At 45.2% G+C, this 21281-nt stretch carries 13 protein-coding genes; 3 read left to right on the forward strand and 10 right to left on the reverse strand.

The annotated features are described in order from the left end of the window. Positions 1-166 precede the first annotated feature (166 nt). The 4 genes from C3V36_03480 to C3V36_03495 form a co-directional block, all read right to left on the reverse strand. Positions 167-361: a putative motility protein gene (locus C3V36_03480; GenBank protein ID AVM68391.1), complete on the reverse strand. Its 195-nt coding sequence runs from the start codon at positions 359-361 to the stop codon at positions 167-169. Between the two features lie 137 nt (positions 362-498). Next, the gene (locus C3V36_03485) at positions 499-1914 is read right to left on the reverse strand and encodes a hypothetical protein (GenBank protein ID AVM68392.1); all 1416 of its coding nucleotides are present in this window, start codon (positions 1912-1914) and stop codon (positions 499-501) included. Between the two features lie 8 nt (positions 1915-1922). Beyond that, positions 1923-2591 (reverse strand): DNA-binding response regulator, encoded by a 669-nt coding sequence (locus C3V36_03490; GenBank protein ID AVM68393.1) that lies wholly within the window; start codon positions 2589-2591, stop codon positions 1923-1925. Between the two features lie 124 nt (positions 2592-2715). Then, the gene (locus C3V36_03495; GenBank protein AVM70424.1) at positions 2716-3210 is read right to left on the reverse strand and encodes a hypothetical protein; all 495 of its coding nucleotides are present in this window, start codon (positions 3208-3210) and stop codon (positions 2716-2718) included. Positions 3211-3318: 108 nt separating this feature from the next. Here C3V36_03495 and C3V36_03500 point away from each other — a divergent pair, with 108 nt between their 5' ends. Further along, positions 3319-3501 (forward strand): hypothetical protein, encoded by a 183-nt coding sequence (locus C3V36_03500; protein AVM68394.1) that lies wholly within the window; start codon positions 3319-3321, stop codon positions 3499-3501. A 146-nt stretch (positions 3502-3647) separates the two neighbouring features. Here the strand turns inward: C3V36_03500 and C3V36_03505 are convergent, their stop codons facing one another. The 5 genes from C3V36_03505 to C3V36_03525 form a co-directional block, all read right to left on the reverse strand. Next, a complete protein-coding gene (locus tag C3V36_03505) occupies positions 3648-4559 on the reverse strand; it encodes a hypothetical protein (protein ID AVM70425.1) in 912 nt (303 codons plus the stop codon). A gap of 131 nt (positions 4560-4690) precedes the next feature. Continuing rightward, entirely contained in the window at positions 4691-4987 is a 297-nt protein-coding gene (locus C3V36_03510) for a hypothetical protein (protein ID AVM68395.1), read from the reverse strand. 92 nt (positions 4988-5079) lie between these two features. After that, positions 5080-6078, reverse strand: coding sequence for a hypothetical protein (locus tag C3V36_03515; GenBank protein AVM68396.1), 999 nt, complete (start codon positions 6076-6078; stop codon positions 5080-5082). Between the two features lie 495 nt (positions 6079-6573). After that, on the reverse strand, positions 6574-10131 hold the full coding sequence (locus tag C3V36_03520; GenBank protein AVM68397.1) for a hypothetical protein: 3558 nt from the start codon (positions 10129-10131) through the stop codon (positions 6574-6576). A gap of 736 nt (positions 10132-10867) precedes the next feature. Continuing rightward, on the reverse strand, positions 10868-15382 hold the full coding sequence (locus C3V36_03525) for a hypothetical protein (protein AVM68398.1): 4515 nt from the start codon (positions 15380-15382) through the stop codon (positions 10868-10870). A 226-nt stretch (positions 15383-15608) separates the two neighbouring features. On the opposite strand from C3V36_03525, the gene C3V36_03530 reads away from it, so the two are divergent. Beyond that, on the forward strand, positions 15609-15866 hold the full coding sequence (locus tag C3V36_03530; protein AVM68399.1) for a hypothetical protein: 258 nt from the start codon (positions 15609-15611) through the stop codon (positions 15864-15866). Positions 15867-15899: 33 nt separating this feature from the next. Here C3V36_03530 and C3V36_03535 read toward each other — a convergent pair whose 3' ends face one another. Beyond that, positions 15900-19616: a hypothetical protein gene (locus C3V36_03535; GenBank protein AVM68400.1), complete on the reverse strand. Its 3717-nt coding sequence runs from the start codon at positions 19614-19616 to the stop codon at positions 15900-15902. A gap of 777 nt (positions 19617-20393) precedes the next feature. On the opposite strand from C3V36_03535, the gene C3V36_03540 reads away from it, so the two are divergent. Further along, entirely contained in the window at positions 20394-21239 is an 846-nt protein-coding gene (locus C3V36_03540; GenBank protein ID AVM68401.1) for a hypothetical protein, read from the forward strand. Positions 21240-21281 lie beyond the last annotated feature (42 nt).

Consider the following 21281-nt stretch of genomic DNA (forward strand, 5'->3'; position numbering starts at 1 on the left):
TAAACGCTCAAAAACCACTCTTTCCGGTTTCGGCCCCAAAGAGTGGTTTCTTTGATTTTTTCAAGTAACTTGTGCCGCAGTTCAAACAAGACATTCCTAATTCACCGAAATATCAGCAAAGTATGAGTGTGGGGGTAATATTTATGCTGCCCGAACTGTAACCAAATTACAAGCGAACATCAATATTGCCGCCCAGGTGAGGATTGACACTGCGCTCCATCGCAGCGGTACTTTTTTCAATCATCTCAACCAGCGCCTCGCCTTCCTGCTTCATAACATCCTTCACGTTTTTGGCAAAACCGATTGCCCAATCGCTTCTGGTCTGTGCCAATTTCATTACACTAATCGTCCCTGCGTCCATTTTCTTCCTTTCCGCCGCTTTCCCTGCGGCTCTTGATGTCCTAAATTGAGTATATTTTGTCAACGGCTTTCGCTGCACTTGACCGAAAAGCTCTCCAATCAAATCTTTTCGAACTTTCTGCCGGCTTCACCGAAAACTCAGGCACCGGTCGAATCTTCTTTCAGCGGAAAAATTAACTCATATACTACTTCCTTACTTATATCGTCATTATAGACCCGATACTTTACCTGCTGCGCTTTAAAAATTTCAGAGGCAATCGCCAAGCCCAGGCCCGTACCATTTTTTTTAGCCTTGCCTTTATAAAAGCTGTCCCAAATATAGGGCAGGTCAGCCGGCTCAATCAAAGCACCGTCATTGCGCAGCGTCAGGTAAGCCTCAGTCGCCGTCCGGGTCAGTTTTAAACAAATCCGATGCGCCGCATGCCTGATACTGTTGCTTAAAATATTGCTGATCGCCTGTTCCAGCCGAAAAGCATCGCCGTACAGCAAAACCGGGGTCAGCTCCGCCGTAATCTCCTTGTCCTCTGCTTTCACAATCCATTCCTGTTTTTTGAGCAGCTCACGGACAAGTCCGGCCAAATCAATTTCTTCCTTTTTATATGTGATCAGACCCGACTCCAGGCCGGACAAATCCAAAAGCTCCTTGACGACTTTGCTCATTTTCTGACATTCGTCTAAAATAATACCATAATACTCGGCCTGCTCCAGCGGATTGGCCAAACCGTCGTTTAGCGCTTCGGTATAAGAACTGATAACCGAAATCGGGGTTTGCAGTTCATGGGAAACCTGCGCGGTAAACCGCTTGCGCAGCTTTTCCAGCTGCTGCTTTTTGGCCAGTTCCGCCGTTAAGTCACTGATTGTTTTTTTCAAAATCAGCGTAATCTCATTTAACGTTGCCCCCAGCTGCCCGATTTCATCGGCCCGCCGGCCTTGATAAGCCGCATCAAACTCCAGGCGGCCAATTTTTTGCGCTAATTGATTGAGCTTAACTACCGGATCGGTGATTGACCGAGCGAGCCAATAAGCGACTGCCAAGCTGAGCAAAAAGCCGAGTGCCAGAGCCTTCCAAATATATGCCCGAAAAACCTCCAGCGTTTCATCAATTGTAATTACCGGAATTTCCAGCCAGGCAAAGCGGGTTTCATCCATTTGACTTAAATAGCCAAGCCACAGCGAATTGGCAACCGGATAATTGGTTCGAATCACCACGGCGGTTTGATCGCCATAGCGGATTTCCCGAACCGTTGTGCCCTGATTATAGACATAGCGCTGATCCTTATACAAAATCAGCGCCCGGTCAGCCGTAATATCCAGCAGCGTAATTCGGCCCTCAAACTGATACCCCAGATAGTCAAGACTTTCCTTAATTTCACTGTCACTGCCGACCATTTGCAGCTGCATCCGGATTTGACTGCCGGTTTGAATCATTTTGTCAATTTTCTGCTGATAATACCGGCTTTCAATATAAGTATTCAGGCCCAGGCTGAAAATTAAAGCCAAAACGGCAAAAGCCGCTACAAAAGAAAGCAGAACTCTAACTTTAAGCGATTTCATACTGCCTCCTAATCCAGGCGATAGCCCATTCCCCGAATGGTCTTAATCCGCTCACCCTCACTGCCCAGCTTTTGCCGCAGCCGCTTAACCACGGTATCAACTGTCCGATCTTCGCCGTCATAGGCATAGCCCCAGATTCGGTTCAAAATCTGATCGCGGCTTAACGCCTGTTTTTGATTATTTAAAAAATAAAGCAGCAAATCATATTCCTTCGGCGTCAGTTCCACCTCCGTGCCGCCGACCGATACCAGCCGTGCTAAAGGATTGACCGCAATCCCGCCGCTGACTATGATTTCTTCCCGGTTTAATTTCCCGGCTCGGTTTAAAAGGGCTTTCACCCGGGCAACCAGCTCACCCGTCCGAAAAGGCTTCGTGACATAGTCGTCCGTCCCCAGCCGAAAGCCGAATAAAGTGTCCTCCTCGCTGTCTCTGGCGGTCAGCATAATGACCGGCACAGCCGAATCTTCCCGAACTTTTTTCAGGACATTCCAGCCGTCTAACTTCGGCATCATCACATCTAAAATCAGCAAATCGATATCATAACTGTTAAAAATTTCCAGAGCCTTGACTCCGTCTTCTGCTTCTAAGACCCGAAAGCCCTCGCTGGCCAAATACTTGACCACTATTTTCCGCAATCTTTCTTCATCTTCGGCAATTAAAATATTGATTTGATGCATCTTTTGCCTCCTGATTACTTTATTTTCCTTTGCCCGCCAAGCCGATCTTCTATTTCATCGGCAAGGTAAAAGCTTATTCCGCTTGCTTTTGACTGGCAAAAAAGCGCTGCCTTTTCGATTTTACTTAACTGGCTTTCTCTAGGGAAAAAAACTTGCCGAAGCCGATTTTTTCTAATGTTAAAAGTAAAATTATGCCTAATAACTGAGCCGAAATAAACTGCCCGGCTCCAACCGTAAACACCATAAAATAAAAGGCATCCGGCACCTGATAAGCATAGCGTAAGATAAAGGGTACCACCAGTGCATTTAAAACTACCGCCGGTACCGGCACCAAATAACGGTTCGCCCGCAGCCGGTAGGCCAGCGCCGCCGCCGCCAGCGTGGTTAACGAGCCAAAAACAATATCAAGGATATCCGCTCCGCCTAAAATATTACCGAGCAGGCAGCCGATAAACAGTCCCGGTACCGCCGCCGGCGTAAAGAAAGGCAAGACCGACAGCATTTCGGCAATCCGGATCTGCAGCGCCCCAAAGGAAATGGGCGCAAAGGCCACAACTAAAACAACATAAAGTGCGGCAATCATTGCCGCCTGGGTCATAAACTTGGTACTTTTTTTCATTTTTAATTCCTCCGCGCGCACCTGCCTGATGTACTGCACAAACAGCGGGACAACAGGGATTTTAAGAAAAATCCCGTTAAGCTGCCTCCCGGGCAGCACCGCTTTCCCTTGGCCGGCATTTCCGGCGGTACGCTTAGTTTTGTTTTAAGTGAGGATGGTCGCGAACTCACTTTGTTGCTAAAACTGGATTATATCATAAAGCAGGAAAAAGTGCAAAGACTTTATTTTACCATTTATATACCGCTTATACGTTATTTATACACCCGCCCTCGGCTGGGGCAAATTGGGTAAAGTGCTCACAGTTTAACACCGAAAAAAGCAAAACCAATGGGATCGGCTTGAATCATGCAAGCACTCCCATTGGTTCTGTAACAATGATTTCTCATATTTTATGAAAACAAGGATTCTACCCCGCTATAAAAATACAGCTTGTGCAATCACAACTCCGCAATCTGCTCCGCCGTAAGGCCGGTGCATTTTCTAATCATCTCAACCGACAGACCATTCACTTTCATATTCCGGGCTGTTTGCAGTTTTTCACTGCGGCGGCCTTGCTGTTCGCCGCGCTGTAGGCCTCGTTTTTCGCCGCGCTTTTCACCCCGTTTTTCGCCGATTTTTTCTCCTTCTTCCCGCATCCACGCCATCATAGAATGATAATCCCGCTCATACTTTAATGCTGCCTTGTAGTTGATCCGCTCTTGTCCATCCATATAAAATTCTTCCATAACTCTATTCGCCTTTTCCAAAGTTGCCGATCCCTTCGCCATTGCTGCCCGCACCTCCTTGTTATTCGTCTGAATAAAAATCAGCCATCGCTCCAATAATCCCAATTCTTCTACTCTTATCTCCGCCATTGCTTTTAAGCCGGATGGCAAAATCTTGGTCAAATCCAAAAAGTGAATCTCCAGCAGTTCATCTAATTCCGTATATTCTTCTACTTCCAGTAACTTATAAATGGAATGACATTTGTCTGTAAACGGAAAATTTTCATTAAGTAAGTTAATTGTGATACATTTTTCCAACTGGTCGTATTTGTCTCCTTTTTCTAAATCGCCAGCATACATATCCGCCCAATAGTATAGGCTGCGGCGAGGGAAAAAATCCGTCCAGTAGTTTTGAATCTCAACATTGATTTTTCTGCCGTCTGCCAAACGCAGCTTTAAATCCAAAATACCGGCTTTCTTATCCAGCACCTGCGGCAGCAGCAAGGGGTCTTCTATTCGGATTTCTTCAAAGTCCTTTTGCTCCATACCGGTCACCAGCGATAAAAATTCCGCTAAAATATCCCTGTTCTCCACCCGCCCGAACAGCTTCTTAAATGCATAATCATTGCGGACGGTAAAACACATCTTGTCAATGTCTTTCCGATTTTCTATCTCTTTTGGCTTTTCAAGCTCTTTCCAAATTTCAAGCTTTCCGGCAGCTTTAGTCCTGTTGCTTTTATTCTTATTCTTTCTCATTTCTTTCTCCTTTTATTATACTAAAACATCTTACTTTCTACAACTATTTTAGCAAAAAAGAAGTTAGAAGTCGTCCGCAATTTGTGGAAATTCAGGGAAAATTTTAATAAAAAATAGCAACCAGCAAACCGAAATGTGAAGCGCGCAAGCACAAATGAATGCGACCACAAAGCGGGCATATTCATTTTGCGGCGCTTCACCGACAGACGGTCGGTTTTGCGCAGCAAAATCCGACGTCTTAAAAAGACTGCGGCGAAAGCTTTCAAGCGAAGCCTTTGGTCTGCCGGTGAATAATATCCGATAAAAGAAAAAATCATTCCTTCTTGGGTTTCCCAATCGGAACGATTTTATGCTCTGCTGTATTTGATTTAGATTTTTCTCTATTCTTTCTATCCTTGATTTTCAAATATTATAACTCCGCAATCTGCTCCGCCGTCAGGCCGGTATATTTTATAATTGCCGAAATTGGCATCCCGTCAGCTTTCATATTCCGGGCCGTTTCGATCTTTTCACTGCGACGCCCTTGCTGTTCCCCACGCTGTAAGCCACGTTTTTCACCACGTTTTTCACCAATAAGGATTCCCTTATCTACGCCTGCTTCCCACAGTGTCGCTCGGTTAGACTCATAGCGAACAGCAGCTTCATAGTTCAAGCGTTCTTGCCTATCCGCATAAAACTGATTCATTACTTCATTGGCATATTGCATAACCGCATTCCTCCTCCCTAATTCTTCCCGAACCGCTTTATCATTGGTTTCAATAAACTTCAGCCATTGTTCCAACTCGCTGTCATCCTGTTTTGGCTTTAACTTCGTCAAATCCAAAAAATGAAACTCCAAATCATCCGAAAATGGCTGAAAGGTTTTTACATTCATCACCCGATAAATCGAATGAAGCTCCTCTGTCAGCGGAAATTCTTCCCCTAAGATATGAATACTGACACAACGGGCTAAATATTTATAGGCTTTGCCCGGCTTAAACTTTTCCAGATACCGGCTGGCCCAATAAAAATAAGTCCGTTTTTCATAATGCGGCTCCCACAGATTCTGCATTTCAATATTAACCTTTTGCCCGTTCGGCAAAGTTAGCTTAATATCCAAAATCCCCTGTTTTTCATCGGCATAATAATTCCCTACCACCGGATTTTCAATCACGATATCTTCCAGTTCTTCCTTATCTAATTCCAGCACCACCGATAAAAATTCCTGCAAGATGATGATGTTTTCCGTCCGTCCGAACAGCTTCTTAAACGCATAGTCATTGCGGACGGTAAAGCGCATATTGTCGATATCTTTCTGGTACTCAACGTCTTTCCGGCTTTCAATCTCTTTCCAAGTTTCAAGCTTGCCGGCAGCTGTTCCGGTTCCATACTTTTTATTCTTAGACCCCACTATACTTTCTCCCTTCATTATACTAAAATATTCTGTTCGATACAACTATCTTAGCAAAAATTCAAAAGAAAGTCGTCCGCAATTTGTGGAATTTCAAAAAAATTTTTCTGGATAGGTATGGGTCGTCTTTAGCACATACTCAAAATCGGGCATATTTAAATGCCCTAAAAGTATGTGCGAAGTTTGCTCCGGCGAGTAATCAGTCTGCATAGAGAGGCAGGAAATGCACAGCATTTCCGTTCGACTGTCGTACGAAAGAGAGATATAGAGAAAGATGACAACAAGCAAACCGCAATTTGTGGAATTTGAAAGAGCTTTTTAAAAAAGTCGTCCTTAATATTTGAGAAGTTTTCTCCCGCACGCAAAAAAGCGTTCCGGCCAACCGATTGGCTAACCGGAACGCTTTTTTGTTTCTACATTTCTGTATTTTATTTGCTTCTATGCTTCTGCGTTTTTGGTTTCTGCCTGCGTTCCGCTTTTAGCGTCTGAAGTTCATGACCGGCTTACGGCAGCTTACCGTTCCAGCTTTTGCGCCCGCACAATAATCGCAGCAATTTCCGCTCTGGTAATGAAAGCTTGCGGCTGAAGCAGGCCATTGTCCCGCCCCTGATAAATGCCGGCTGCCACTGCCCACTGCATTGCCTCCTGTGCCCAAGCGCTGATTTGGTCAGCGTCTTTGAAAGTCATTTCAGCTTTGGCACTTTGCGACATTTTCCGAGAATAATAGCGATACAGGAGCACTGCAACTTCTTCCCGGGTAATGGCTGCGCTTGGTTGGTCGCCGTCACTCCGGCCCTGAATAATCTGATTAGCAGCCGCCCAATTCATGGCCGGCTGATACCAGACGGCATTCTCCGTTTTCTGCATCTGCTCCTGTCCAGCCATTCGATATAAAATCTGGACAAACATCGCCCGAGTTCCCGTCTCCTGCGGCTGAAAATGATTATCCGTCATTCCCTGCATCAAGCCCAGCTGCTGCACCATTTTAACATCGGCATAAAACCAATCCTGCGGCTGCACATCCTTAAATCCGGCAGTATCGGCCGGCCCGGCCGGAACTTTGGTTTCTTCCGGTAAAATAGTCGGTTTATCCGGTGCCGCATTCACCGCTGCTGTCTCTGATGTACTCGGAACATACGGCGCAAGCGCATTAAAGTCCTCGGCAACAACAAACTCGCCAAAGCTGTCAATCTCCGCACGGAGGAAACGTTCCAGCCGGTCAACAGCCAATTCTTTATACCGGCCGTTTTCCTGCTGATAAAGTTTAACATTTTTTCCCTCGGCTGTCAGTGGCAGTTCTACCACTAAAGTCATCGGGTGATAGGGTCTCTCCAGCGGTCGGCTTTCTTCCTCAGCCGATACGCTGAAGCGACGGACAGCGGCGTTCGTCTGGCTTTCATTGACCTTCAAAACAAAGGCATGATTCTCATTGCTGCCATTTAAAAGGCCTTCCAGCCTTTGAACTTCAATCTTACCATCGGTATTCTTCTGATAATCCAAATCAACCTTGCAAAACCGGGCCGGATCAGCGGTCAGCTGTTTAATCGTGTCATTTTCATCATGGGTAAAAACCCACACCTTTTGGCTCGGTAAAGTTTCCTTGAATACATTTTTACCCAAAACAACACTGCCCGGCAGATAAATAGACTTCAGCTTCTGACCATAGCTGAAACCCTCCTCACCGATACTTTGCAGGCTTTGCGGCAGTTCTAAATGTTCCAATTCATAGCAGGCACCAAATCCTTGGTCGCCGATGGACAACAGTTGTTTTTCCGGCAGATACAATTCTTTTAAGCTCTTACAGAAAGAGGCGCCGCATTTGTTAATTTCCTTTAAATTGCGGGGCAAAATCAAATGTTCCATCTCATCATTACCGGCAACGGCATATTCTTCAATTTTTTCAATCTTCTCGGGTACTACCAGCTGCTTAATTTTTTCCAATTCATACAATGCCAGTTTGCCGATGTATTCAAGGTCTTTGGGAATGTTAATCTCTTTCAATTCCTCGCAGCCCAAGAAAGCAAACGGCTCAATCCGGCGCAGGCTTTGCGGCAGGTTAATTTCCTCCAGCGCAAAGCAATTTTGAAAAGCGCTCACACCCACGATTTTCACACCTTCCGGCAAAACTACTTTTTCCAGACGCATATGTGTCTTGCCGGCTCGTTCGCCAATTATTTCCGTTCCGGCTTTGACGCTGACCTGAGCTAAACCCTGTGGAATATAAACCAAGGTTTGACCTTCATAAACCAAACCGTCTTCGCTGTAAAATCTGGAGTTTCCCGGGGCAATATTAATCGCCTGCAATTTTACTGTTGAATCATTGTCAAAGCTTTCAAACAAATCCGCTAAGGTATCTGCTTTAAACTCAGTAAAGGTTGACGGCAGCGTTATCTCCGTCATGCTGTCCATGCCTAAAAAAGCCTGGTTGCCAATCGTAGTTATGCCTTCGGGCAAAGTTAATTTTTCTATTTTCAGACAGCTTTTGAATGCACTTTCTTCAATTTCTGTCAGTTTTTGATTCCACTCAATCGACTCCAATCCGCGGCATCCTAAGAAAGCCGCCTTTCCTATCTTCGTACATTCTGCAGGAATAACGATTTGCCGCAAGCTAAAACAATTGCTGCACATATTTTCCGGAATGGCCGATAGTTGCCGAGATAATGTCAATGTTTGCAGCGAACCCATTCTTTCCAAAGCCGACTTACCCAAAACCGTTACACTGTCTGGCAGGTGCAGCTCAGTTAACTGCTCACAGCCGAAAAAAACCGCTTCGTCGATTTCCTGCAAACCCTGGTTAAAGACGATTTCCCGCAGGGCGATGCAGTTTTTGAAAGCCTCTTTTTCCAGTTTCGTTATATTGGCACCCAGCGTCAACTTGGTAATCTTACTGTTTCCCCGAAAGGCATTGGCCGCCAACGCCGTAACCGCTCTGCCGTCAACCTCATCGGGCAAAACAATCTCGGTATCGTGTCCGTAATATTTAACCAAACGGCCGGCCGCATCTACCTTAAATAAGTTGCCGCCGCCGACAACATCAATATCCAAAACCGCCAGCCGTTGATCGGCATGGAATACTAAAATCTTGGTTTCCCCGACCTTATGCGCGGTCACCTTGCCGTCTGCCGTGACCTCGGCAATCTGCGGCTCAAGCGATAGATAATTAACCGTGCCAAAAGTAATGGCCGCCGGCGAAGCCGTCAGTTCAATCTGATATTCTTCGTCCGGGCTTAATGCCTTTTCGGTTTCATCCAGTTTAAAAATATCAAAACTTTCAAAGCTTTCTTTATTGGCAAACTTTAACTTGGTGTTATTGTTTTTATCATAAATTTTCTGATAAATTTCCTGAATCGTTGACGGCTCGCCGCCGTAATAAACGATTGACATCTGATCGGTTGGGTTGGCGCCGATGACTGCAGCGTCATTTTCAAACAAGAGCCATTGAAAGGGACTGCCATTATCACCGGCAAAACTGGAACCCACCTCGGCCACACTGGCTGGTACCCGCAAACCCTGTAATTGATAGCAAGTTTCAAAGGCACTGGCACCAATACTCTCCAATCCTTGGTTTAAATGCACTGCCTTAATTTTGCTGTTATAGTAGGCACTCTTTCCAATTCGCTTCAAACTGGCTGGCATTTCGGCAAAAACAATGCCGCTGGAAAGAAAAGCTTTGTCGCCGATGCCCTCTAAGCCTTCCGGTAAAGCCATATATTTCAGTTTTTTGCAGCCGCTGAAAGCCTTCTGGCCAATCTGCTGCAACCCACTACCGGCAAATGTTATCCGCTCCAACCCGGTACATTTTTCAAAGGCCGACTCTCCAATTTCTTTAACACTGCTTGGGATTTGCACCGAAATAATCTGCTTGTTTTTAAACGCGGCCGGTCCAATCTTTTCTACTCCATCCGGCACAACTATGTTTTGATCGGTGCCATGATAAGCAACCAAAACATTATCCTCTATTTCAAAGTCTTCCGCCGCCTTTACCGGAAACCCCAAACTAAATAACATCGTCAAGGTAACGACAGCTGCTATGTATTTTCTTACTCTGTTATGCATACTGATTCCTCCCATTGCTAAAATGTTCCCTTTGATGCCGCTGATCGCCGCATCGTAAAACCCTTTATTATTGCTGGGCTTTACTGGCTAAAGTCCAACCCGAAATGAAACTTGATTTTTCCTCCTTTCCTCTTCCGCGTAAAATAAATAGGAAAAACCTATGTTTTCCCGTTTAAAATCCGTTTTTATTCGATAATAATAATTATTATCGTTTAAAATGATAGCACTTATTTATATTTTGTCAATAGACTTTAATTTATTTTTTATCATTTTTTCGACATACTATATCTGATTTTTCTTTTTACAGCTATTCGCTAAAGTTGATTAGAGCTTGACGTACCAGTCGAAAAAATCATTGACTTTATCTGTTTTCATTCGCAGGTACTGTTTGACGAAGATCAGCCTGCCTTGGCCAGAAAATGCCGTTATCGCATAAAAAGCGTTCCGACCAACCGATTGGCTGACCTGAACGCTTTTTATTTTTTGTTTTTATGCTTCTGCGTTTTCCGCTTTCGCATTTTAAGTTCTGCAATTTTAGTTTCTGCGTTTCCGCTTGCGGTCACATTCCCGCTGTCGTACCTTTCTACCAGCGTTTCCGTCCGCATTTCCGCTTCCGCATCCTCACATTAGCGGTTCTGCCTTTGTTTCGCTGTTCTTACTTGCGCTTCCCATCAGCGTTTTCGCTTGTGTTTCAGCGGTTCTTGCGGTTCTACTTGTGTTTCTATGCTTTACCGTTTCCGCTTGTGTTCCGCTATTTCCGCTTAAACAGCAGTCCTAATACAGCCAGCGCCAAGCCTAAGAGGCTAAAGCCAGCAGCCGGAATACCACTCGTCTTCGGAAGCTCCGGTACACCCTGCGGAATCTCGTCCTCAAACGGAACTTCCGGTGTTTTTGTACTGCCTTCCGGTGTTGCTTCCTCGTCGATATCAGTGGTCGGCGGGGTGGTCGGAGGCGTAGTCGGGGTGGTCGGCGGAGTATTCGGGGTCGTTGGCGGAGTATCCGGGGTCGGCGGGGTCGGCGGAGTATCATTGCCGCCCGGTTCATCCGGTACATATGGCGGCGGAGGTGTCTGCTGCGTATTAGTAATCGTAAAGCCTGCTGCCATATCGCCGGTAATCTCAGTCGAATACCACGCAAGGTATCTTTCGCTTACGGTATAAACATAAGCTTTGCCCGTCACTTCATCATATTTCGGCAAGTTCTCAAAGGTATAGTGCCAGACATTACCCTGATAATCCGTTTTCTTCAAAGTTTGCGTCCTAAAGGGCACATCATCTCGCCGCAAATCAATGATGATTTCATCAGCAACACCACCTACCCATTTCTTGGTAACCGGAACATTCACCGTTTCGGTATTGGTGTTGGTAATGACAAAGCCATCCTTCACACTACCGGTAATGGTGCTAGTATAGTTCGGTATATTGACCTCCTGCACCATATATTCAATCTCATGCCCATCTTCCTTGCTGTACTTCGGTAAATCAGTGAATTCACCTTTCCAGTTTTTCGCAGGATCAGAGTTAGCCGTTAAGAGCAGCTGTTTATCTGTTGCCTTGCCATCAGCCAACAATCTAACCATGATTTCTGGTCTTGCCGGTCCACGCCAAACCTTCTGCACCGGAATCTTAATCTTCTCGGTGTCGTAGTTGGTAATGGTAAATCCCTGCTCGGCATCGCCGGTGATTGTGGAATCATAGCCGCCAATCGGATCTTCTTTGACCGTATACTTAATGATCTGTCCAGCTGGGGTATATTTCTCCAGCGGGCCAAAAGTGTGCTGCCATTTATGCTGGTCTTTATTGGCTTTGGTTAAAACAATATGATCTACTTCCACATCGTCAGCATATAAGCGAATCGTTATACTATCCGCTTCCTTACCATGCCATATCTTGGTTACAGGAACAGATGTCTTGCCAACGATTGTATTGGTAATGGTAAAGCCGTTTGCCATTGTTCCGGCGGCAGGCTTAGATTCATAACCGTCCGGTACCTTTTCTACTACTGTGTACTGAATCTCATTGCCGGCTTCATCATAAACATCCAAGTTCTCAAAGGAAGCTTTATAATGCTTTGCCGCATTCGGATCGGCTTTTAAAGTCCTAGTCTGATTCGGCACCATCGGCTGGGTGTTTTTAAGCAGAGTCACTACTATCTCCGGCGTTACCGTACCTGCCGGTACTGCCCATTTCTTGGTTACCTCAATCGTTCTCTTTTCCTGACTGATATTGGTAATCTTAACCGCCTTTGGATCCTGGCTGTCAATCTTTGCAGTATAACCGGTTACAGCTTGTTCTGTTACGGTATAAGTAATCAGCTTCTTGTTCTGATCATAAGCCGGTAACTTCGTAAAAGTATACTTTTGCCAGTTATTTGCTTTCGTCAGCATTCCTGTTCTGCTGCTTCCGTCACTTCCCGTTAAAACAACAGTGATTTCAGCCGGTCTGTTCGACGCGTTCTTATCCACCCAAGTTTTTTCAACCGATACTTCGGTTTCTTTAACATTATAAATAGTAAAGCTTTCCGATTTATTCGGAGTCGGCTTAACTGTTGTCAAATAACCGGCCGGCACGTTTCTTTCCTTGACCGTGTATTTAATTTCTTGGTTAGCCTGGTCAAACTTGGGGACATCCTTAAACTTATTTGTAAAGTCATTCCCTGTGTTTAATTTAACCGCCGCAACATTCGCCTTGCGATCCGGTTTGCCCTCAGCATCGGCAATCCAAAGCTCCGCTTCGATCTCAGGTTCCTCCGTTCCGGCAGCATGATACCATTTCTTAATGACTTCAATCTCCGTCAGCGAAGAGTTGGTAATGACAAAACCATCTTTCGCCAAATCGCTGATATGCTTTTGATATCCGACCGGTACATTTGGCTCATCGACTGTATATTTAATTTCCTTTCCATCCCGAGTGTATTTCGGCAAATCTTTAAACACATGCATCCAGTTTTCCTGCGGATCTGAACTGCTGGATAAAGTCCAATTTTGAATCGGCTGACCATCAGCAAGCAGAATAACATCTACCGGTCCCCCTGTTGAACCAATCCACTTCTTTTCTACGGAAACCTCAGTTTTTTCAATGTTATAGAGTGTTACTTCATTGCCGTTAGCCGGCAATTCTTCCACTTCCAAAACATAGCCAGCCGGAACATTTTTCTCAACTGCCGTATAGGCGGCTAAGTTACCCTTAGAATTATACTTCGGAACGGGAACGGTTTTCGTCCACGTATTTCCTGCCGTTATTTCTACATTTGGGACAACAACATCATTAGTCTCTTTTTCTACGATATCAACTATGATCTTATCAATTTGACCATTTGACGATACCCATTTTTTGGTTACCGTAAAGTCAATTTTTTCGGTGTTGGTATTGGTGATGGTAAAGCCGGTACCGCCTGGATTTTTCGTCACTTTTGCCTCATACCCGGCCGGCACCACTTTTTCTCTAACCCAATACTGAATCTCTTTCCATTTGCCATTTGCATCCTTCTTATTCTTCAGCAAGCCAGAAAAAGTATAACTCCACTCATCGTTTTCGCCTAAAATACATTCAGCAATCACTGTCTGCGGCTCATCTTCATCATAGACTTGAACGTTAATCGGATCGCCCTTCGGGCCTGCCCATTTCTTGGTTACCACAAAAGAGGTGATATCATTATAACCGGCGCCGCCTTCGGCTGTGGCATAAACCAGCTTAGCGCTGGCTTCTGTCGAATTGTCAAGATTCCATGTCATTTTGGCTTTATTGACATAATCGCCGTGTTTCTCCTGCTTGGTATTAAACGATACCAAATAGCCAACCACTTTTTTGGCTATCGGCGTGTTAAGATCATCATCAATTCCATACAAGGTCTTAGTTTGTTCCCGAAGCGGCTTATTCGCTCCGGTTAGTTTTTCGTTTATGAATCTTATGGCCAGCTTTTCATAGTCCGACTTAAAATCTGAATAAGTCAAACCTACATCCTTACCCAAATCACCTAAATAGAATAAAAGTTTAGCCGCTTTATCCCCATGAGCCGGATATACTGCTGCACTCAACGGCTGTGTCAGTTTGCCTTTAGCCCATGTCTCAAAAGCTGCATAGTCCCCATTTTCATTATAGACTTCAACTTGTTTTGGTTTTATACTTGGCCACCACAGACCATAGCCACTTAACTTACCGTCCGCGGTTGCCGCATACAGCGGCACCTGAAATCTAATGCTCTCCCTGTCAATTTCCATAGTCGGATCCGGTAGGGTGTCCTCTATCCAAACATTTTTCTTAACTTCCGCTTCACCCGTTTCCAGATAAATTTTAAATTGTTTACTATTTACCACGAGATACCAGCGCAGTAAAATTTGCCCATCGTCTGTTTTGAAGAGATAACCGCCCTTTTCCAAGTCATTGCCCTGGCCAGTTTCTTTTATCTGCGGCTCGGAATGTCCCTGCGGCTCCACTACGATACCTTCCGTTCCGACTTCCTGGCTGGGTTTTATTTCAAGGTCTTCCCGCGCGTTAAATCGAATTTTAAAGTAACCGTCTATAATACCGCCCTTTTTCCCGGCTCCGTTTTCATTCAGAGTAGCGGTTAATTTCCGATTTTCCGTATCAACCACAAAGCTTCCCAGCGTTTCATTTGGACCTTCCGCCGAACCGATGGCAATCGGCTTATTGGGATCAAAACCAAAGTTTTCTAACTTAATAAAATTCGGCAGCCCAAAAACAAAATAATCTCCGGCCTTGACCTCTTCCATATTCTGCTTTGAAATATCCCATTTATAATAAAACTCAACCTTCCAGCCTTCTTTTATCTGCTTCGGTTTTCCGCTTAGATCCTCAGTTTCTTTTCCGTCTTGATCATATAATATGGTCTTACCGTCCCTGATAATATATGTTTTGCTGTTGTCTGTCCAAACAATATATACATCCGGTATACCGCCATGTTTTCTATTTACTAAATCCGTAATATTCCGCGGCCCTCTCGGCGCCCTTGGCTGAATCGCTGCATCAGTGGCGCTTCGCATGGCTTCGTCTTCGTCTTCCGCTTCCTCCAAGTCCGCGTCTTCCTCGTCGTCCGGTGTTACGTTTTCCTCTTCTGCCTGCGCCGTTTCTTCCGTAACTGTACTCTCCTCTTCCTCCAGCGGAATCGGCTCATACTCTTCTCCCGCCTGCACCTCCTGCGTCTGCCGCTCTGCCGCTTCCGTATCAGCAAACAAACTGACATTTGGAAAAGCAACATTCAGCAGGAGCATCAGCACCAAACTAAGGCTTATGACTTTTCTCTTCATTTTACACTCCTTTTGCTCTTTATCTTTGTTTTTGCGTTCCCTGTTTTTCCGGGACGTCTTAGGATTTTCCTTATGATTCCTATTTATCCCGAAAAATACAATCCCTCAACCTCCACGCCTTTTGACATCTACATCCTTGTAGTGATTATATCATATTATCGGCTTGGAATCCACTTAATTTTATGGGATTTTAGACCTATTTCCCGACCGGGCAAATTCATAATCCATGCAACTCCGCTGTTTAAAGCAAATTGTAAAAAACGGAAAATTTTTTTTCTTTCGTTTTTTTAATATTTTTTTATATTTTCTTTGCATTCCGATTTTTTTTCGGACGCAATCACCGTTTCTAAACCGTCCGTACATGCTTCCGTATCTCCACAGCATATACACGCATAAAAAGCAGCGGCCCGGCAAAATCCGCAGAGCGCTGCTTTTTATCGCATTTTTAAGCCACCGGCTGCTTTATTCCGTATGCCGGTTTTAGGCTGCATTTCATTCCGTTTTATTCACGCCGCACTTATTTGCTGCGCTTAAACAACAATCCCAGCACCGCTAAAGCCAAACCAAAGAGGCTGAATGCTCCGGTCGGAACGCCGTCGGTCTTGGGCAATTCCGGAACACCTTCCGGAATCTCATGAGTCAACGGAACTTCCGGTACTTTCGGAATTGTCTTGCTGCCTTCCGGAACCGGATTATCCTCAATCTTGGTCGGCGGAGTCGGCGGGGTCAGCGGCGGTATATCGTTGCCGCCGTCCGGATCATACGGCTTAAGCGGGGTATTATCGCCCGGTTCAACCGGTTTTTTCTTATTGACCACCCTTATTTCTCTGGTTTCAACGCCGTTAATTGATACCTTAACCTTGGTCGCCGATTCTCTCTCCACCACGATGGTATACTCGGTTTCATTTAAAAGATATCCCGCCGGCGCTTTGGTTTCCTTTAAGGTATAGATCCGGGTTCCATTCGCATCCAGTAAATGATTAAACTTAATAAACCCGGTTACGCCGGTCGTCAGAGTTCTCGGCGCAGCATCCGGCGAAGTCAGCCGAAACTCCGCACCGGCCAAAGGTTTGCCCGCTTCGTCCACTTTTCTGACTTCAATCCATGCATTCGCGATATAACTGCCGCTGCCGTCGATTGTCTGAATCTTATACTCCTTTTCCGCGCTTTGGGCATTGTTCCCAATCCCTTTCAGATTAACCTTATTGTTAACCTTCGTTCCTTCTCTGCCGGTTATATCTGTCAGGTAAGTAAAACGATAGCTCTTTTGCTTATCCGGCAGGTTCAGTGTCAAAGTACGGGTAGCTGCATTATAGGTAATATCCTGTCCCTCAACCAAGCTAATCCGCTTGGAACCGGCAGGCGTTACTTCATACAAGAAGAATGCGTTTTCCAAATCCAGCGAACCGTCCGCTCTCATCCGTAAGTTCATTCCCTCGGATAAGGCATCTTCCAAAACCGCTTTTTCTACCGGTACCGGGAAGTTCTTCGGAGTATAGCTAATTGTCCATTCCAGGACGCCGCCTAAAGAGACGACTTCTTTGTTCAAAAGACGAACATCGAACTCAACCTTTTGCGTTCTAAACAGCGCATCCGGTGTGTTGTCACCCCTCAGCACCGCTTTATTTTCCATGACCGGGATACCGCCCTTGGTCAAATATTCCTTCAACTTGGCTTCGGTCGGCCGAGCCGCCAAAACCACGACATAGGGAGCTGCCGCTTTGCCCATAACTATCTCCGCTTTCTGATGCGAAGTTCCATTTCTTTCAATTTCCGTTGACTTCTTGGCCAGCCAATCAAGTCCCGGCACCGCTTCATTCCATTTGCCGCTAATCGCCTCACCCTTGGCCGTTACCGACAAATTATCGGTATTAAAATTAATCGTTTCGCCTTTAAAAATGAGATAATCGGCCTGCTCATTAACGCTGACAAATTCCCAGCCTTCCGGCAGAACATCCTTCAGCTGAACATTTTGACCCAAAGCCAAATCCAAATATTGATGATTATCACCGTTGATACTGATCCGGTAAAGAACAGTATTATCCGAATAATGATACCCTTTTTTTGGATTTGTTGTCTTAGCACTATTGGCTAAGACAGCGGTCGGAGCATTTCTGAACTCTTCAGCCTGTGCTTCATCCAGCAATTCCTTTTCCAGCATCCGGGACTTATAATCCGCTATGCTGACTCTGGCTTCGCCTTTAAAGGCCGTACCGTCAAAAAGCTGCGCGGTATTGTTGATATCAATTCCTTTCGGCTGAATATACATAATATAGGGATCGGTTACCGCCGCCTCAAGGATAAACTCCCAGTCTTCGCCATCTTTGACCGGGCCGGAAACCATCACCAAATCACCAACCGTAACACCGTCGGCATTTTGGACAGGGAAAGTCGTGATCTCACCTTGCTCCAGCCCTGACAGCGGCTTAAAGCTTCCGTCCACATACTTCAGATAATCATGGTATATCGGCTTCAGATTTTGCATAAAGTTTCTCATGGCCACATCATCTTGAATGCCTAAAGCCTGCCGTCCCTCGGCAGTTAAGGTAAATGTCTCCAAACCTTTCAGCTGATAGCGGTTAGCACTGTCTTTCGGGGCATTCACTTTATCGTAAATCATTAAATCAAACACCCGCGGAATCTGCATTTCTTTTAAGGCCGCATAATGCACCTTTATTTTCCAGCGAATCGCCGCCTGTTCCCAGTTGCGGGCGCTATCGCTTTTGCGGCCGCCGACAAGATCTTTTTCAATATTATCCACAAACTTAAAGGTGTAGTCGGCTGTCCGCTTAAAGGGCGACGGATTGTCCTTCCAGGTTACTTCGGCCAGGTTTTTAAAGTTCCGGCTAAACTCATGGTTTTGCCGCTCGACCTTCACCTTAATAATCAGCTGTGCTTCTCCGTCAAGAGTACCCAGTTCATACTTACTGTCATTTGGCTGATCTGACCATTCTTTCTCCACTTGGCCGTTCTTCATCAATCTGGCACTGACAAAGGTCATACCGGCTTGCAGCACATCCGTAACCACCACATCTTCCAAGCGTTCCTTTTCCTGATTCAGCGTGATCGTCCATTCAAAGGTAGTATTCACCTTATCCGGAGCACCGCCCCATTTCTGGATCCATTCTTTTCCGGTCGCTGTCAGTAAGCGGCCGTCTTTCGCTTTTTCAGCCTGATCTGTTTTAAAATACAGCCGTGCTTCGTTGTATTTATTCGTAACCGACACATGCTTCTGCGGATTGGCTTCCTCCGCTGTCAAGGCCGTCTGCAGGGTAATCACCTGCTTACCGACAGAACCCTGCGGAAAAGTGTAATCCAGTTTTGTTACCTTACTGCTATCCTGCGGGTCTTCAAACTTCTTATTCAAATTAGCCGGATCGGTTTTATCCGTTCCGTTTTCATCTTCTACTTTAAAAGAATTATCTACATACTGACCGGCATTAAATCGGCTCTCATTAGAGAACAAATCGTCAATCAGGGTATAGCCTTCCAAGTCAAGGAAGTTATTGTGATCGTTTTTGTCCTTCAGTTCAACCGTAATCTTCCAGTTGACCAGCCGGTTCTTTAAATCCAAAGCGCCTTCCTTCTTTAGCACATATTCTATATCGACCAGCTTTAAATTATAGCTTTTTCCCAGCACACCAAATGCAACCGTTGTATCATTCTGTCCGCTGCCGGAAGAAAGCGCTTCAAAGTTTACTTCAAACTGTCCTTTTACATCGCTGGAATTTCCATTATAAATATCATCGTCACCGTCAAAAACAACCTCCGCCAAAATCTGATTGCCGCTTTGCCTGAGCGTTACGGTTCCGATTTTCAGACCCTCCCGCAGTTCAAAGCTGGTTTCTTCTTTCAACTGCAGCCCTTCAGCCAGTGTAATCGTCGCTTTGTCGCCCTTTTGTACGGCATCCCCGGCCGAAATACCATCGCCCAATACCGGAACGTCAAAACCAGCCTTAATCTGGAACGGCTTATTTTGATCCAGCGTTCCATTCGGAGAAACCGGTTTTTCATCCTGAAGCAATTCCGCTTCTACATTCTTCAGCTTTGCAGAAACATCGTTTCCCTGCGGCAGCAGTTGAGCTCCCGCCGGCGACGCTGTCGTCACCACCGCCTGTCCCGTTTGCCCGGCTTCTGTTGTTGTCTGCTCTTCCGCTAATACATTGACGCCGGAAAAAGCGACATTGAAAAGAAGCATCAGCACCAAACCCCAGCTTATCATCTTTCTCTTCATTTTATACTCCTTTTGTTTCTTGTTTTTAGTTCAGGATTACTTTATAACCCAACTTTCCCATAGTCTTTTTTGACTCTATCCCGCTCGGAGAGCGGGTGCATGGACTCACTCTCGCGATTTGCTTTGCAAATCGCATTCCGTTCCTGTCCATGCAACGAGTCTAAAAAAGACTGTTCCGGCGAACATGGGAAAGTTGAGTTTATAACAAACGGCTTGCCTGAACAGTAATATTTTCTGGTTTCAACCCGGCATTGGACCTCCAAGTATCTTCTTTTAAATGCACTCCCAAAATGTCCACGCCTTTTCTTAAACTTCTTTGAGGATTATATCATACTATCGACCAGTAATCTACCTATCTTTTATAAGTAATTAGCCCTATTTTTTATAGGTTGAATCTTTTCCTGCTTTCAACTCCGCCATTTCAAAACATCTTTATTATAGCTCATTCTTTTTCTTTACTCTCTTTTAATTTTTTGTTTATACTCTTCCTGCGTCCCGGAGCATCTTGCAGAATAAGATACAAAAGGGCTATCTTTCACCGCACAAAAATCCGGCAAAACCGGTCTTTGATACCTCACAGCCGCCCCAGCACTATGTGTTTTATCGGTAACCGCTTCAATATAGGTTGTTTAGGTTTAGATTATGTAGGTATAGGTTGCCTATTGCTTTGTTCCGGCTTTTGAAGTATAATTATCTCGCATTTTGGCGAATTCCGAATGTCTTGCCCTAATAGGTTCCATCATTTTGGAAATTGAAGTTAAATACAAGGAGAACAATATGTTTACTACTGCACATTTTATTTGGATAGCGATTTGTCTGGCGTTTATACTTATTATGACCCGGTTTTGCCTGAAAAAGCAAATCCCGCTGAAAGCTGCCGGCCAGATGATGGTCGTTATTTGCGCTTTCAGCGAAATCAGTAAAATCATGAGCGGCATGATGGAAAGTCCGGATGGCGGCATGTTTCTGAATCCGCAGTCTCTTCCGTTTCATCTATGCAGCCTGCTCCTGTTCAGTGTGATATTTATTACCTTCGGCCAGGACGGCCCGCTCAAACAATCCGTCATTGATTTTGTGGCACCGCTGGGCACACTCGGCAGTATCTGCGCAATTTTGATTCCGACCAACGGAACTGACTTTACCACCATTGATGCCTATCAATGCTTTATTTATCACGCCGGTTTGCTTTGGTTTTCTCTGTACCTGATTTTCTCGGGTCAGGCGCACCTAAACTTAAAAGCGCTCGGAAGAAATTTGGGCATTCTGTTTTTTCTAACAGTGATTATGATATATATAAACGGTGCCCTGTCTGCTTACGGAACGAACTTTATGTATGTGGTCCGCCCGCCGATGGAAGGGCTGCCTTATCTGAACTTGAATCACGGCTGGTACGCTTATTTTTTACGGCTGCTGGCATTGGGGGTTGGTTTACTGAGTCTGTTTTATCTTCCTTTTATTCTTCGGGCTGTTCGTCTTGAGCGTGCCGGTCATGTTCGTGTTGTTCGGACACAAGTCAGTCATAAGACAAGCCAAAAACAGCCAAATAAAAAGACGGCAAAGAAATACTCAAACGATAAAAACAAAAAGATTCGGGAAATCCCTTCGCTGGAAACCCGGAATTGACAAAACCGGCGGAAATGTTTAAAATAAAGAAAATGCGAATTA

The sequence above is a fragment of the Lachnospiraceae bacterium oral taxon 500 genome (assembly GCA_002999035.1).
Classification (GTDB): Bacteria; Bacillota; Clostridia; order Lachnospirales; family Vallitaleaceae; genus W11650.

What these genes read in the sequence shown, in the direction of transcription:
- C3V36_03540 (AVM68401.1), top strand. Translation starts at nt 20,394, where the DNA reads ATGTTTACTACTGCACATTTTATTTGGATAGCGATTTGTCTGGCGTTT.
- C3V36_03505 (AVM70425.1), bottom strand. Translation starts at nt 4,559, where the DNA reads ATGTGTTTTACCGTCCGCAATGATTATGCATTTAAGAAGCTGTTCGGG.
- C3V36_03485 (AVM68392.1), bottom strand. Translation starts at nt 1,914, where the DNA reads ATGAAATCGCTTAAAGTTAGAGTTCTGCTTTCTTTTGTAGCGGCTTTT.
- C3V36_03490 (AVM68393.1), bottom strand. Translation starts at nt 2,591, where the DNA reads ATGCATCAAATCAATATTTTAATTGCCGAAGATGAAGAAAGATTGCGG.
- C3V36_03520 (AVM68397.1), bottom strand. Translation starts at nt 10,131, where the DNA reads ATGGGAGGAATCAGTATGCATAACAGAGTAAGAAAATACATAGCAGCT.
- C3V36_03495 (AVM70424.1), bottom strand. Translation starts at nt 3,210, where the DNA reads ATGAAAAAAAGTACCAAGTTTATGACCCAGGCGGCAATGATTGCCGCA.
- C3V36_03535 (AVM68400.1), bottom strand. Translation starts at nt 19,616, where the DNA reads ATGAAGAGAAAGATGATAAGCTGGGGTTTGGTGCTGATGCTTCTTTTC.
- C3V36_03510 (AVM68395.1), bottom strand. Translation starts at nt 4,987, where the DNA reads ATGATTTTTTCTTTTATCGGATATTATTCACCGGCAGACCAAAGGCTT.
- C3V36_03525 (AVM68398.1), bottom strand. Translation starts at nt 15,382, where the DNA reads ATGAAGAGAAAAGTCATAAGCCTTAGTTTGGTGCTGATGCTCCTGCTG.
- C3V36_03530 (AVM68399.1), top strand. Translation starts at nt 15,609, where the DNA reads ATGCAACTCCGCTGTTTAAAGCAAATTGTAAAAAACGGAAAATTTTTT.
- C3V36_03480 (AVM68391.1), bottom strand. Translation starts at nt 361, where the DNA reads ATGGACGCAGGGACGATTAGTGTAATGAAATTGGCACAGACCAGAAGC.
- C3V36_03515 (AVM68396.1), bottom strand. Translation starts at nt 6,078, where the DNA reads ATGAAGGGAGAAAGTATAGTGGGGTCTAAGAATAAAAAGTATGGAACC.